Source organism: Rubneribacter sp., from assembly GCF_965361815.1.
The window spans coordinates 22,618-35,118 of record NZ_CBDTNW010000038.1 but is presented as its reverse complement, the minus strand read 5'-3'; the positions used below and the strand labels follow the sequence as shown (position 1 = coordinate 35,118).

At 61.7% G+C, this 12,501-nt stretch carries 16 protein-coding genes; 11 read left to right on the top strand and 5 right to left on the bottom strand.

The window, feature by feature from the left end; translation table 11 throughout:
- Nucleotides 1-181 precede the first annotated feature (181 nt).
- A complete protein-coding gene (locus ACWKY3_RS02410) occupies nucleotides 182-796 on the bottom strand; it encodes a hypothetical protein (RefSeq protein ID WP_449314833.1) in 615 nt (204 codons plus the stop codon).
- Nucleotides 797-1,296: 500 nt separating this feature from the next.
- Between ACWKY3_RS02410 and ACWKY3_RS02405 the strand changes: the two genes are divergently transcribed.
- The 3 genes from ACWKY3_RS02405 (at nucleotide 1,297) to ACWKY3_RS02395 (ending at nucleotide 3,431) form a co-directional block, all read left to right on the top strand.
- Nucleotides 1,297-1,446, top strand: coding sequence for a DUF5679 domain-containing protein (locus ACWKY3_RS02405; protein WP_449314832.1), 150 nt, complete (start codon nucleotides 1,297-1,299; stop codon nucleotides 1,444-1,446).
- A gap of 313 nt (nucleotides 1,447-1,759) precedes the next feature.
- Nucleotides 1,760-2,257, top strand: coding sequence for a helix-turn-helix domain-containing protein (locus ACWKY3_RS02400; RefSeq protein ID WP_449314831.1), 498 nt, complete (start codon nucleotides 1,760-1,762; stop codon nucleotides 2,255-2,257).
- 148 nt (nucleotides 2,258-2,405) lie between these two features.
- Entirely contained in the window at nucleotides 2,406-3,431 is a 1,026-nt protein-coding gene (locus tag ACWKY3_RS02395) for an aldo/keto reductase (protein WP_449314830.1), read from the top strand.
- Between the two features lie 214 nt (nucleotides 3,432-3,645).
- Here ACWKY3_RS02395 and ACWKY3_RS02390 read toward each other — a convergent pair whose 3' ends face one another.
- Together ACWKY3_RS02390 and ACWKY3_RS02385 are read right to left on the bottom strand one after the other, a co-directional pair.
- Nucleotides 3,646-4,146 carry an ATP-binding protein gene (locus ACWKY3_RS02390; protein ID WP_449314829.1) on the bottom strand — a complete coding sequence of 167 codons (501 nt, stop codon included), beginning with the start codon at nucleotides 4,144-4,146 and terminating at the stop codon, nucleotides 3,646-3,648.
- The gene (locus tag ACWKY3_RS02385) at nucleotides 4,118-4,999 is read right to left on the bottom strand and encodes a LysR family transcriptional regulator (protein WP_449314828.1); all 882 of its coding nucleotides are present in this window, start codon (nucleotides 4,997-4,999) and stop codon (nucleotides 4,118-4,120) included. The genes ACWKY3_RS02390 and ACWKY3_RS02385 overlap by 29 nt, the downstream gene beginning before the upstream one ends.
- A gap of 361 nt (nucleotides 5,000-5,360) precedes the next feature.
- Here ACWKY3_RS02385 and ACWKY3_RS02380 point away from each other — a divergent pair, with 361 nt between their 5' ends.
- From ACWKY3_RS02380 to ACWKY3_RS02345, 8 genes are all read left to right on the top strand, one after another.
- Complete coding sequence (locus ACWKY3_RS02380; RefSeq protein ID WP_449314827.1) at nucleotides 5,361-5,789, top strand: cupin domain-containing protein; 429 nt, start codon at nucleotides 5,361-5,363, stop codon at nucleotides 5,787-5,789.
- Nucleotides 5,790-5,995: 206 nt separating this feature from the next.
- Nucleotides 5,996-6,631, top strand: a complete 636-nt coding sequence (locus ACWKY3_RS02375; protein ID WP_449314834.1) for a YigZ family protein — start codon at nucleotides 5,996-5,998, stop codon at nucleotides 6,629-6,631.
- A 210-nt stretch (nucleotides 6,632-6,841) separates the two neighbouring features.
- Nucleotides 6,842-7,060, top strand: a complete 219-nt coding sequence (locus ACWKY3_RS02370; protein ID WP_449314826.1) for a hypothetical protein — start codon at nucleotides 6,842-6,844, stop codon at nucleotides 7,058-7,060.
- Nucleotides 7,061-7,096: 36 nt separating this feature from the next.
- The gene (locus ACWKY3_RS02365) at nucleotides 7,097-7,321 is read left to right on the top strand and encodes a hypothetical protein (RefSeq protein ID WP_449314825.1); all 225 of its coding nucleotides are present in this window, start codon (nucleotides 7,097-7,099) and stop codon (nucleotides 7,319-7,321) included.
- Nucleotides 7,322-7,354: 33 nt separating this feature from the next.
- A complete protein-coding gene (locus tag ACWKY3_RS02360; protein WP_449314824.1) occupies nucleotides 7,355-7,750 on the top strand; it encodes a hypothetical protein in 396 nt (131 codons plus the stop codon).
- Between the two features lie 24 nt (nucleotides 7,751-7,774).
- On the top strand, nucleotides 7,775-8,785 hold the full coding sequence (locus tag ACWKY3_RS02355) for a hypothetical protein (RefSeq protein ID WP_449314823.1): 1,011 nt from the start codon (nucleotides 7,775-7,777) through the stop codon (nucleotides 8,783-8,785).
- Entirely contained in the window at nucleotides 8,773-9,540 is a 768-nt protein-coding gene (locus ACWKY3_RS02350) for a hypothetical protein (RefSeq protein ID WP_449314822.1), read from the top strand. Before ACWKY3_RS02355 ends, ACWKY3_RS02350 begins: the two co-directional genes overlap by 13 nt.
- A gap of 75 nt (nucleotides 9,541-9,615) precedes the next feature.
- Nucleotides 9,616-11,586: a protein kinase domain-containing protein gene (locus ACWKY3_RS02345; RefSeq protein WP_449314821.1), complete on the top strand. Its 1,971-nt coding sequence runs from the start codon at nucleotides 9,616-9,618 to the stop codon at nucleotides 11,584-11,586.
- A gap of 31 nt (nucleotides 11,587-11,617) precedes the next feature.
- On the opposite strand, the gene ACWKY3_RS02340 is transcribed toward ACWKY3_RS02345, so the two are convergent.
- Both ACWKY3_RS02340 and ACWKY3_RS02335 read right to left on the bottom strand, forming a co-directional pair.
- A complete protein-coding gene (locus ACWKY3_RS02340) occupies nucleotides 11,618-12,265 on the bottom strand; it encodes a Fic/DOC family protein (protein ID WP_449314820.1) in 648 nt (215 codons plus the stop codon).
- On the bottom strand, nucleotides 12,258-12,428 hold the full coding sequence (locus tag ACWKY3_RS02335; protein WP_449314819.1) for an antitoxin VbhA family protein: 171 nt from the start codon (nucleotides 12,426-12,428) through the stop codon (nucleotides 12,258-12,260). Before ACWKY3_RS02335 ends, ACWKY3_RS02340 begins: the two co-directional genes overlap by 8 nt.
- Nucleotides 12,429-12,501 lie beyond the last annotated feature (73 nt).

The window sequence follows — 12,501 nt, the reverse complement described above, 5'->3', positions numbered from 1 at the left end:
GGCGGTGGAGGCCGCGGCCGCCAACGGGATGCTGAGCGAGCGCGCCCTGGAGGAGCTGTCGGCGTGCGCGCGGCCGCGGAGGCTGTGGAGGGCCTGATCGGGTGATCTCATGCAAACGGCCGCCGATGCGCGGCGGCCGTTTGCCGGGTTGTTTGAGCGTGACGCTTTTGCCGCTTCGGCGCTAGTCGTCGATGCCGAACCTCAGCTCGAGGGAGTCTTTCGCGTGGTCAAGCCGATTCTCAATGTAATCGAGCTGGGCTTCGATGGCGCGGTAGCCCTTCCAGTCCAAAGAGCCGCTCTTGTACTCGATCTCCCTTTGGTCATCGTAGAGGTCGATCTCGTTCTCAAGGGCCTCGAAGCGCTGATCGAAGTCGAGGTAGGTGGCTATGGTCGCCGTGCGATCGGCTCCGACCTGCGCGGCGTCGGCCTCCGCGATGAGCGCGTCGGCGCGCGCCGAGAAGTCTTGGGCGGTGGCGTCGGTTATTTGGATGCCCGAGGTTCCGGTGTTGGACGAGTTGGCGGAGCCGTCGCTTGACGACGAGGAGCCGCCGTTCGCCGCCGCGTCGTTCGCCGCTGAGTCATTCGAGCCGGGCGTGTTGGAAGACGACCCCGACGAGGAGCTTTCCCCCGATCCTTGGGACTTCAGCTCCTCTATCTCCCGCTCCAGCTGCGCGATGCGCTGGGCGTCGGCGTTGTTGGACGATGCGCATCCTGCCAGCGCGCCCATGGAGAGCGCGAGCGCCCCTGCGGCAACGGTCAAGGCGGCTTTCTTGGCGAGCGCCGGCGTGTTTTTCATCGTTCGTCTCCTTTCCAGGGGATTCGCGGTGTCCGCACCGTTTTGCCGCGCTGCGTCGCGCGGCTGTGCGGTAACGCCATTATGCACGGCGTAGGGGGTTTGTTCTCAGAATGTTACCGATTCGGCACCTATTATAGAAGGGGCAAGGGGGCGGAGCGCAAAGGGGAGGGTCTCCCATTCGGATTTCAATCTGGGTATTCGGTCGTGACGGCGCAGTGATCGTAGGAGGGAATACAAGTGATTCGGGAGTCGACAAAGCCGAACCGCGAGTATCGACGAGGTTGCGAGGCAGGTTTTCAACGTGGTTTGCAAATCCGTCTTCTCTAGTGGCCAAAAGAAGGAGGCCAATTGTCAATCACGACAAAAAAATCGTGATTGACCAGGCGTTATTGATAACGTATCGTCTATGTTCGGCAGATGGGATTCTGCAAATGTCGCAGGGGTTGCATGCCGGATCCGGGCAAGAGCGCGACCCCTTCCGATTGCTAAGGAAGGAAATCATGAAAATTGAAGCGTATTGCATGAAGTGCAAGGAGAAAAGGGCTATGGAGGACGCGGAGAAAGGGCTCACCAAAAACGGCAAGCCCATAACGAAGGGGAAGTGCCCCGTCTGCGGCTCCATCATTTGCAGGATAGGGAGCGCGAAGTAGCATCCGCGCGCTGGTCTTTCGGGGCAAGCCAAACTCACAAGCACGCCACTGCGCTCATTCAGCTTGTCTCTCCAAAAACCTAACGCCTGCCGGCTTGCCCCAAAAGACCAGCATGTAGGAATCCGACAGTGCCTTTGACTTTGCTACGAGAATATCTCCAGGAGGAACCTATGCGCGCACTTGCGATTCGCCTGTTCGCCTGGCGGTGCGGCTCTCTGCTTCCATGCAAGCAGCTGAAGACAAGGGATGGGTTGTCCGGGGAGGCGAAGGTCCCGCCGTTTGGGCGGGCGCTCGGAAGGGGGGTGGCCTAGCGATGGGGACCCACCCCAAGGGACCCGTCCGGCAGCCGGGTCCGCCTGCGTCCCCCTCGTCGCGCGGCGAGCTGCGCCCGGGCGTTCCCCATGACGACCGCATGCGCACGCTGGCCTTCGCCTTGTTCGAGGCCGGTCACGGATACAAGGCGGTCTCCACCATGACGGGCCTGCCGCGCTCCACCGTGCGCGAGTGGGGGCGGCTGTACCGGACCTTCGGCATGGAGGCCCGCGAGCGGTCCCACGGCGGGAAGAGCTACCCGATAGAGGTGCGCCTTGCGGCGGCGCGGGACGTGGTGGAGGGCGGCATGCCCGTCGCGGAGGCCGCCCGCCGCAACGGGGTGCGCTCCGATGTGTCCGTGTCCGTGTGGGCGAAACGCTACCGCGCTGGCGGTGAGCAGGCCGTGCGCGAGGGCGGTGGACCGCGCGGCCGTCCTCCGGCCTCAGGGTGCTGCGGGGCCGAAGGCGAAGACCCCGCAGCCGACGCTTCTCAGCCTTGATTGCTTTGCGCTCGGCCGGCAGCGGCTTCCTTTGAAATCGAAGGGGGATGGGGGCATGCGGTCATGGACGCAAAGCCGCTTGCCTTGGAGTCGGCTCGAAGGTCTATCATGCGACTTCGCAAGCGACGACAAGGAGGCAGAGAGGTCTATGACGGACATGCGATACGCAAGGCTGGGCTGGTCGGACATCGAGGTGTCGCGGGTGTGCCTAGGCGGCATGAGCTTCGGAAAGCCGTCGGCCGATTTTCACCAGTGGACGGTCGGCCCGGACGACACGCGCGAGATCATCGCGCATGCGCTGGATGCGGGCGTCAACTTCATCGACACGGCCAACACCTACGCCCATGGCACCAGCGAGGAGTACATCGGCCAGGCGCTGGCTCGCCTGGGCGTGCCGCGCGATGAGGTGGTGCTGGCCAGTAAAGTGTACTTCAACGAGGGACGGCTTTCGCGCGCGGCCATCCTGCGCGAGATCGACGGCACGCTCAAGCGTCTGCAGACCGACTACCTGGATCTGTACATCATCCATCGCTTCGACTACGGCACGCCCGTCGAGGAAACGCTGGAGGCGCTCGACTCGCTTGTGCGCGCGGGCAAGGTGCGCGCGCTGGGGGCCAGCGCCATGTACGCCTACCAGTTCCACACCATGCAGGTTGCGGCCGAGCGCAACGGCTGGACGAAGTTCACCAGCATGCAGAGCCACTACAACCTGCTCTACCGCGAGGACGAGCGCGAGCTGATCCCTGTGTGCCGCCAGTTCGACGTGGCGCTCACGCCGTACAGCCCCCTGGCATCAGGACACCTTGCGCGGCCCGATTGGGAGTCCTCCACGGTGCGCGGCGCCACCGACGCCGTGGTGCGCAACAAGTACGATGCGGCACGCGACCAGGACCTTCCCATTGTGGCGCGCGTGGCCGAGGTGGCTTCTGCGCACGGTGTGCCCATGGCGCAGGTGGCGCTTGCCTGGCAGTGGGCGCGCGGCGTGGAGGCCCCCATCGTGGGGTGCTCAAGCCCCGCGCGCGTGGACGACGCCGTTGCCGCGCTCTCGGTGACGCTTTCTGCGGACGAGGTGGCGTACTTGGAAGAGCCCTACACCGCCCACGAGCTGGTGGGCCCGCTCGCCCGTCCCGGCGAAAAACCCCTCGCCGGCACCACCGACCCCAACAAGAAGTAGGCCGCATGGTTTCTCCGCAGTTGGTGGGCTATCTCTTGCGCCATAGCGTTTTCGAGCGCGGATCCGAAGTTCATGGATGAGGCGCGGTTGAAGATGTCGATGCCGGCTCCAGACATTGCCAGGACGGCGCCTGGAAAGACGCTTAGATAAAACTAGAGCTAGTCCCAGCAGGGTCGGCCTTATTCCCCTTTTCCTCGGACAGGTTGCTACGAAATTACTCCGAAATATTTTTCGGAGTAATTTCGTAGTACTGGTGCGGATCCCGAGCGTTGTTTCCATGCCAAGTTAGAAGCCCTCTATTTGATAGCGCCTTCAGAACGCCGGATGCCGTTCGCGTCGTGATGTCTCTGCTTGCAGCCAATCCCTTTGTCGTTACACGTCCTTTCTCTGCCGCCAATCGCATCGCCGCAATCTCGTTTAGTTCGCGCACCCAATCGAAGGCCATGAAAACTTTGGCTATGGAGGGATTTCGTGAGTATCTGGTATAGCGCATGTTCTCTGGTGTCACAATGTTCGGAAGGCTGCCAGGACTCTGTATCTCCATCCTGTCATCGAATATGTAAACTCGGATGTACTCGCCTCGAATGGAGTAGTCTCTGTGGGCGACGGCGTTGACGAGGCCTCCGAAATAGTACTCGCCCTCGTCGTTTCCGCGCCTTCCTTTCTCGCTTCGTACCGTGCTTGCCCTACCCGAACGCCTCCCGCGCCTGCTCAAGGAACGCCTCGCAGGCGCGGGTGCGCATGCCGGAAGGCTTCCAGACCAGGTAGGAGGGCATATCCAGCTCCATCTCCAGCGGTCGGGACGTCAGGCCCGAGCCGGCGGGTGTGGCCACCAGGCCGTCCAGCGAAACAGCGCATCCCATGCCCGCGCGCACCATGCGCGAGGCGTTGTACGGCAGATCGAACTGCGCCACCATGTTGAGGCGGCCGCCTTCCGCGCGCGGCAGTTCGCCTCCTAAAAGGCCGCTTTTCCGGAAGCTTAAAGGCGCGAGGAGGTCCTCTTGCGCAAGGTCGTCCAGCGTCACGACGTCGCGGTCCGCCAACGGCGAATCATCGCGCATGATCACAACGGCGCGTTCCTCGGTGGGCAGGCGCACGGCGTCAAGGCCCCAGCTGCCGTCCAGTCGCAGCACCAAGCCGAAATCCAGCAGCCCGCGGTTGATGCGCTCGGCCACGCTTTCCGCGAGGTCGCTGGAAATCTGGAAGGCGACGGCGGGGTGGTGGCTGCGGAACTGCCGCATGAGGCGCGCCAGCACGTCAACCGCCCGCGTCTCCGCGCAGCCTATGCGGATCTCGCCCGCCAGCGCGTCGCGTCCCGCCGCCAGCTCCGACTTCGCGATGTTTGCCAGGCTGAGCAGCTCGGCCGCGCGCCGGCGCAGCAGCATGCCGTCCTCGGTGAGCGTGATGCCCCTGCGTCCGCGCAGGAACAACGTGGTGCCCAGCTCGCGTTCCAGATCCATGAGTTGGCGCGAGAGCGTGGGCTGCGACACGTGCAGCGCCTCGGCCGCCGCCGACACGCTGCCTTCCTGCGCCAGCGTTAGGAAGTACTCCAGCACCCTCAACTCCATAGCCGCCTCCTCTTCCTCCCGGCGCCGCGGTATGCTTGTTCTTGCTGGCGGTGACCGGTCATGCTCTCGTCTGTTTCGCGACGTCTTGCTGCGTGCTCGCCTGGCGACAAACGCTGCGCGTCGATAGCCGCACGTCCATCTCGGCAGCGAACGCCGTGCGCCGGCATGCTGCCCATCCCGGCGGCGAACGCCGTGCGCCCGCTTTGCTGTCAGCATGCTGCTGTTCGCCCCGAAGCCGCAGCACTGCCCGCTTTGCTTCTTATAGTATTCGTTCAATGAATACTATTCTTTCACTATAGGTATTGTACATGCCAAAATGCAAAGCGTACGCTGGAAGCATCCAACGTGAAAGGAGCCCCTTATGACCGCAGACGCCCGTGCCGCGTTCGAAGCCGCCAGCATCTTCCCCATCGGCCAGCCCAACGACGCCTACGCCCAGTACTTCGACGGCCAAAGCTACCTCGCGCCCGTGAGCACCAATCAGGTGCCTATATTCAATGTGACGTTTGAGCCGGGCTGTCGCAACCACTGGCACATCCACCATGCTGCGAAGGGCGGCGGGCAGCTGCTCGTCTGCGTGGCGGGCCACGGTTGGTACCAGGAGTGGGGCCAGCCCGCCCGCGCGCTCAAGCCGGGCGATGTGGTGAACATTCCTGCCGAAGTGAAGCATTGGCACGGCGCTGCCGCCGACAGCTGGTTCAGCCACCTGGCCATCGAGGTGGAAGGCGAGGAGACCAGCAACGAATGGTGCGAGCCGGTGAACCCTGCCGAGTACGAGAAGCTGGCGTAGATCGCGCCGATCAAGCGCGGCCTCCGGATGCTCGCGGCTCCGCTCGACCGCATCGCCCGTGCCTCGTTTCTCCAAATGCGACACGCGCCGCTTTGCTTGGATTTCGACCTCCTCCGCAGGCGCAGGCGACTCTCGGGCGTGCCGGGGCGCGCCTCTTGCGCGACGGCCTGGCGTTGAGCATTGTCGGGTCGTGCTACACTTTCCCCATGACGTCCTACACCACCATAGCCGGCCGCGCCGTCGCGGAGATAGAGGAGAAGAAGAGCCGCTTCATCGCCAGCCTTGCGCACGTGGAGACGGAGGAGGAAGCGCTCGCCTTCCTGGAGGAGGTGCGCGCGGCCAACCGCATGGCGCGCCACAACGTGTACGCCTACGTGCTGCGCGAAGGCGGCGCGGGCGCGGCGGGCCGCGTGCGGTACTCCGACGACGGCGAGCCGCAGAAAACCGCCGGCCTGCCCACGCTCGAGGTGCTGCAGCATGCGGGCCTCACCGACGTCGTCGCGGTGGTCACGCGCTATTTCGGCGGCGTGCTGCTGGGCACGGGCGGGCTGGTGCGCGCTTACACCCAGGCCGTGCAGGCAGGTGTGGAAGCGGCCGAGCTGGTGGTGGTGTCGCGCTGCGTTGATCTGGAGGTGCGTACGTCGTATGCGCGCTACGAGCAGCTGGTGCGCATCGCGTCCGACTGCGGCGCGAAGGTGCTCGACACGTCGTTTTCCGACGAGGTGGCTCTGTGGTTGCGCATGCTTGACGGCACGCAGCCTCCCTTCCTCGCCAAACTCACCGAACTCGAACGCGGCCAAGAACGCGTGCGCGTGAGCGCCCCCGTGGACGCCGCGTTCTAACGCTTGCTGGATGGTGGGTTTACCCGTGCTGCGTCGGCCTTTTCAGTGAGAGCACGTTGGCGATAGCAAAGACGCGTTGCAGCGCGCTGGTAGAATGGTCACCAGAAAGGGAGGGGAGGCTCCGGCATGGAAAACGTCGAATAACCCATCAACCCCGACGCCGAACGGCACCCCAAGCTCCTGCTGACCGTCGAGCAACAGATAGCCCACATGAAGTCCAAGGGCATAACCTTCAACCTCTGCAGCGAGGATGAGGCTGCCGCCTACCTGACTGACCGCACCTATTTCTTCAAGCTCTATGCATACCGAGACCTCTTCGAGAGGCGCATGGGCGGTCCGCGCGACGGGCAGTGCATCGGGCTTGACTCCAGGCATTTGATGCGGCTTTCCTCGGTTGATCGGACATTACGCTATGTTCTGCTGCCCTGAACCCTGGATGTCGAGCACTACGCCAGGGTCAGGCTCATGCGGGAGGTGATGCGGCGCGAAAGCGAGGATGGCTACTCCGTCGTCTCCGGCTACATGACGGGCCTCAACCACGCCGAGCGCCGTCGGCGCGAGGGCGAGGTCCGGGCGCTTGCGCCCGACGCCTATTGCGGCGACTTGGTACGCAAGTACACTCTGCCCGACCAGATGCCCCTGCGGGCGTTCCTGGAGCTCGTCTCGTTCGGCACTCTCATCGACCTGTAACTGTTCTGCGCCGACCGCTGGGATGATGGGGGAATGCGCGACGAGCACTACCTGCTCCGCCAAGCGAAAGCGGTGCGCAACGCCTGCGCCCACCCGTCAAACATGCTTAACGGGTTCTCCCGCACCGAAGGCGCCGTAGCTACCAATGCGCGCGTTAGCGATGCGCTCGTGGAAGCGGGGATCTCACGGCGCGTGCGTGCGGCAAAGATGCGCAATCCTCGCTTGCAACAGATTGCGACGCTGCTCTTCCTTCATGCTCGGATCGTACCCGAGGGTGCTGGCCGCTCCCGCGCCAAGACCGACTTGGGCATGCTTCGGGGCGTCATGGACGAAACCCTCGGAACCCTCTCTGGCAACGACGCTGTGCGCTCGTCCTTTGAATTCCTTTCAAACATCATTTTACATTTCTTTCAGAAAAAAATAAAATGATGATGAAGTGATTGGAGGCAGACAATGGAAAACGTTCCGCGCTACTTGTTTTCGATGCCATTGGAGATTAAAGCAGATGATGTCGCAAACAAAATTCCACGACGCTTTTCCGAGGAGTTTCAGCTGGTAGCTGCCAATCTTGGTGACAGCGTTCAAGAGTTTTTGATTGCGGTTGCCATTGGGCGTCCAACGGTATTATCTTCGAGATCTCTCGTGCGTGCTGTTGCAAAGGTTGATCCACGGCGCGTCGCTGTGTGTTCGCCCTATTTGGATAGCGGAATAATGAGAGCGCTTGCCTCCGAAAGAATCGCCTATATTAAAGATGCCAACAACGTATTTCTGCCATTTTTAGGGTTGGCAGCGTCGCCAACCCTTGAAGGGCGGGCAGCAAAGCAGATGTCTCCTCATACCCAAAGAATAGTTCTCAATCTTATAGCTGGCAGATGGGACGGGCTGACGGCTGGAGAGCTTGCCAAAGCTGCAAGCGTTAGTAGATCAACGATTACGAATTGTCTTGCAGAAATAGAAGCGATTTTGCCGTCTTCGTTATCTACCGAATGGAAACGGCGGGTGCTGAGAAATCCAGGAATGTCCAAGGACAGGATCCTTGAGGTGTTCGAGCCATATCTTATCTCGCCCGTAAAGGAAAGGAAGCTCTTAAAGGGAAAAGATTCGCTTGAAGCTTTGCAGCATGCCGGAGCTTTGCTTTCGGGAGAAAGCGCGCTGCCGTATTATTCCGATCTTGCGCACGACGCGAGCGTTTTAAGAGTGGCCGTGTATCGCAAGAAACTAACCCAGATAAAAGAAGAGGCGGGAAGCCGCTGGGTCGAGACCGAATGGTTTGAGGTGCCCGATATTATTGTGGAGGAGTGGGCTTACGACCTTGACGGCTTTAATGCAGCATCTAAAGCATCAACGGGGTTTTGCTCGATTGACGCGCTTGGTCTTTACGCCGAGATGAGGGACGAAGGAAAAAACGATGTGCGACTTGCCGATGCTGTAGCGCAACTGAGGGAGGCGGCATGCCAACAGTAACGGGTATTGATAAGTTCCGAGAGGCCATGCTCGGCCACGAGAAGGAGTACGTTCTCATTGGCGGAGGTGCGTGCAGCATTCTATTCGATGAGGTGGGCGATACCTTTCGTCTGACGAAAGATTTGGACGTGGGTGTGCTGGTGGATGACTGCGATCCGTCGTTTGGTCGTGCGATTTGGGGTTTTGTGCGCAGCGGTGGCTATGAAGCATGGAAGCGCAAAGAGGGGAATTGCGTCTATTATAGATTTGTTCTTCCGTCCGGGAGTCCGAATGTGGGTGAGTACCCGGGTGAAATCGAGTTGTTCGCGAGGCGTCCTGACTTTGTGCTCGAAAATGAGGGGTCGCATATTGCACCCCTATCGTTTGACGAGACGGTATCAAGCTTGTCTGCCATTATTTTGAATGACGGGTACTACGATTTCATTAGAGCAAATGCGGAATCTATAGGGGGCATCACTACGTTATCGGCTTTGCACATTATTCCGCTTAAAATGCGAGCGCATGTGGATAACTGGCGTTTGCATGATGAAGGAAAGCAGATTTCCGAGAAGGTGCTTAAAAAGCACAGGAATGATGTTGTCAAACTTTCGGATCTGTTGCCTGCCGATGCCCGATTGGAGCTTGGCGGCCAGTTGAGGGTCGATGCCGAACTGTTTTTGACGGATCTTAGGGAGCATGCATCGCGCGAGAACAGCCGAAAGAAGCGAGCGATACTAGAAGAGACGCTCGAATTTCTATACGGTGTTTATTTGTAGTGAAGGGGAGTGGCGCCAACGGACCTCAGCGTGTTGCGCGTCCGTCCGCCCATCAACTCCCCTATAATAGGGCGCATGGCGCGCAATCGACAGCTCATACTTAATCGCTACCGGCCCATCGAAGAGGCGGGCGCGGGTGGCTTTGGCTCCGTGCAGGTGGCGTGGGACACGCGCATCCAGCGTCGGGTGGCCATCAAGTGCATCGAGTTGGACGAGGTGGACATGGCGCGTATGGCGTTTCCGAGGGGAGGGGCTGACGCGGCTGCTGTCGAGCGTGCGGGGATGAGTGCGGACGATCCGACGCAAGTCCTTTCCGGCATTTCCGCCGCTCCCACCGTCTCCGTCGACCCCGTATTCGCCGACGATGACGACGAAGCCGACCTCTTCTCGCCAGCCGGCCGCTCCGTCAGCATGCTCGGCAACGATCCCTTCGCGCGTTCGCTTGCGCACGTGCCCGGCCTTGACGAGGCGCGCACGGCTGCCATGCTCTCCGACGCCAGCATCGTGGCGGTGTACGATTTCGAGGTGCAGGGTTCCACGGCCTACCTCATCATGGAGTACGTGGAGGGCATGTCGCTTGGCGAGTTCATGCGCCGCTACGACGATCGCATGAACCTGGACATCATCGCGGCCGTGTTCTCGGCGGTGTCGCACGCGTTGGAGGTGGCGCACGCCAACCAGGTGCTCCACCTGGACATCAAGCCCGACAACATCCTCATCAATCGGCAGGGCCAGGTGAAGGTGACCGACTTCGGCTTGGCCACGCTGGCTGACGCGTCCGGGTTCGGCACGGCCGGCGGCGGGACCATCGGCTACATGCCGCTTGAGCAGATGCGCCAGGAAACCCTCGACGTGCGCTGCGACGAGTGGGCGCTGGCCTCGGTGACCTACGAAATGCTGGCGGGGGAGAACCCGTTCCTCGCGCCCGATCTGGAGCGCGCGGAGGCGGCCATCGAGGACGCGGAGCTGGTGCTGCCCTCGCTGTGCTGGGATAACCTCGATGCCGCCCTGGACGACGTGGTGTTCTACGCCCTGGACCCCGACCGCGAGGAGCGCTACGCCACGGTGACCGACTTCGCCGAGGAACTGGAGCCGTTCCTCGGCGACCCGAAGCGCGGCGGGCGCGAGCTGGCCTCCATCGTGGGCCACGCGGACGAGGGGGGCGACCTTGCCGACGACGACGCCGAAGCCGCCGTGCCGCCCGCCCCGCGCGTGCCCCTGCGCGAGCGCATCGCGCCCTGGCACCGCGCCGTCGCCGCGCGCGTGCTGGCGGCGGCGGGTTCGGGGTTCACGGCGTTCGTTGCGCTGGGGAACATCCCGCAAACAAGCGGCTTGGACAGCCCGTTGTTCTGGGGGTTGCTGGCGCTTGTCGCGCTTGCGGGCGCGTTCAAGCCGCATCTGGGCGCGCTGCTCGCATATGGGTCGCTCGCTGCGGCGCTCGTCGTTCAGGGGGCGCCGGCTGCAGGCTGCGTGCTGCTGGTGGCGGCTATCGCGTGGTGGTATTTCGTCGCGCGAGAGGGCGACGCCGAGGCCAACGCCGCCTTCGCCGTTCCGCTTGCTGGAGCGCTTGGCGGCGGGCAGCTTGCGCCGCTTGCGGCCGGTTTTTGCCTGCCGCCTGCCCGCGCGTTGGGAACGACGGCGTTCTCCCTGTTGGCAGCCGTCATTTTTGCCGCGTTCGGATCGGGTTCGCTCATGGGGTGGGATGCGCCTGCGTACCTCGCGTTTAACGGCGCAAGCGCGCAAGCCGTCCTTGGGGCGCTGCTTGCGCAGCCGGCGCTGTGGTGCGTGGCGGCCAGCTGGCTGGTGGCGGCGTTCGCGCTCTCCCTGGTTCGGCTGCGGCCTACGCGCGCGTTCGCGGTGGTGGGCGTGGCATGCGCGGGCGCGGTGCTCGTGGCAGGCATCTGCGCCGCCGCCTGGGTTGCGTCAAGCGGTCTCACCTGGCTGCCCTCCACCTACAATCTGGCAGCCACCCTCATCCCCATCGCCCTCACGCTGGCAACCTGCGTCCTCGTGCCCGACTATGCCCACAGCGGCGAAACGTCTTAGCGTGAATCTATCTTCACTAGACGAATTCACGCTAATGGCCCAGCGTCAAAAGATCCCGATTGATTGGCGTGCCGGGATCGCAGGGTGTCGATATGCGCTTGAAAATGTCCTCCAAAGCACGGAGATCGCGATTTTCGGCAGCAAGCCTGCTTGCTTCATCGTTTTCTTTGCCGCTTACCGTTCGCCAGTCTAAATCGTATCCCGCTTCATGACAGAGCAGCGTCCAGAAAAGGCGTTGCACCCTGCCGTTTCCTTCCCGAAAAGGATGAACGAAGTTGTAATTGTCGTAGTGGTAGGCAAGATGCCGGGCAAAATCGCAAAGATGCATTCCTGCGAGCATACCGTCTTTTTCAAGCTCGGTTCGGGACCATTCCATGCCGAGAGGAATGTTTGCAGAAGGAAGAAAGTACTCTGCACCGTCGGTATTTTTGCGGATCTCAACTGTGCGCACTTTGCCAGCCCAATCGTAAATATCTTGGAACAGCGTTTGATGCAGCACGCAAAAATCGTTGAGAGTGCCTGTCATGCGGGGAATGGGGCGTTCGAAGAATTCGTTCATTCGCAGTGCGACAAATTCCCCTTCAGCATTCCGAAGCTCTGCATATGTTGATGCGCCTAGCAGATTGCGCAAAACGCCCGTTGCAGAATCAAGGTAGGGATCGACAAACTGTTCAGGCATGTGTGGTTTCAGCCTCATCCTTGCGTGCTCGCCAACGACGCTTCGTCCTTGCCATAAGTTCTTCGATGGTGAAATTTCCTTCTACGTACTGCTCGGCATCGTGGCGGAACTCGGTGGAAACGTACGCTCCCTCCATCTCGCCTGAGTGAATCGCTTCTTCCATGATTCGTTTGCGGTCCATGGGGGCCTCCCGTTATCGCAGGATCATCGGGCTTTCGCTCATTCGCTCCATACGT

Coding starts and splice junctions, on each gene's coding strand:
- ACWKY3_RS02395 (WP_449314830.1), top strand. CDS start 2,406: ATGACGGACATGCGATACGCAAGGCTGGGCTGGTCGGACATCGAGGTG.
- ACWKY3_RS02370 (WP_449314826.1), top strand. CDS start 6,842: ATGAAGTCCAAGGGCATAACCTTCAACCTCTGCAGCGAGGATGAGGCT.
- ACWKY3_RS02365 (WP_449314825.1), top strand. CDS start 7,097: ATGCGGGAGGTGATGCGGCGCGAAAGCGAGGATGGCTACTCCGTCGTC.
- ACWKY3_RS02345 (WP_449314821.1), top strand. CDS start 9,616: ATGGCGCGCAATCGACAGCTCATACTTAATCGCTACCGGCCCATCGAA.
- ACWKY3_RS02340 (WP_449314820.1), bottom strand. CDS start 12,265: ATGCCTGAACAGTTTGTCGATCCCTACCTTGATTCTGCAACGGGCGTT.
- ACWKY3_RS02360 (WP_449314824.1), top strand. CDS start 7,355: ATGCGCGACGAGCACTACCTGCTCCGCCAAGCGAAAGCGGTGCGCAAC.
- ACWKY3_RS02350 (WP_449314822.1), top strand. CDS start 8,773: ATGCCAACAGTAACGGGTATTGATAAGTTCCGAGAGGCCATGCTCGGC.
- ACWKY3_RS02405 (WP_449314832.1), top strand. CDS start 1,297: ATGAAAATTGAAGCGTATTGCATGAAGTGCAAGGAGAAAAGGGCTATG.
- ACWKY3_RS02375 (WP_449314834.1), top strand. CDS start 5,996: ATGACGTCCTACACCACCATAGCCGGCCGCGCCGTCGCGGAGATAGAG.
- ACWKY3_RS02410 (WP_449314833.1), bottom strand. CDS start 796: ATGAAAAACACGCCGGCGCTCGCCAAGAAAGCCGCCTTGACCGTTGCC.
- ACWKY3_RS02335 (WP_449314819.1), bottom strand. CDS start 12,428: ATGGAAGAAGCGATTCACTCAGGCGAGATGGAGGGAGCGTACGTTTCC.
- ACWKY3_RS02400 (WP_449314831.1), top strand. CDS start 1,760: ATGGGGACCCACCCCAAGGGACCCGTCCGGCAGCCGGGTCCGCCTGCG.
- ACWKY3_RS02355 (WP_449314823.1), top strand. CDS start 7,775: ATGGAAAACGTTCCGCGCTACTTGTTTTCGATGCCATTGGAGATTAAA.
- ACWKY3_RS02385 (WP_449314828.1), bottom strand. CDS start 4,999: ATGGAGTTGAGGGTGCTGGAGTACTTCCTAACGCTGGCGCAGGAAGGC.
- ACWKY3_RS02380 (WP_449314827.1), top strand. CDS start 5,361: ATGACCGCAGACGCCCGTGCCGCGTTCGAAGCCGCCAGCATCTTCCCC.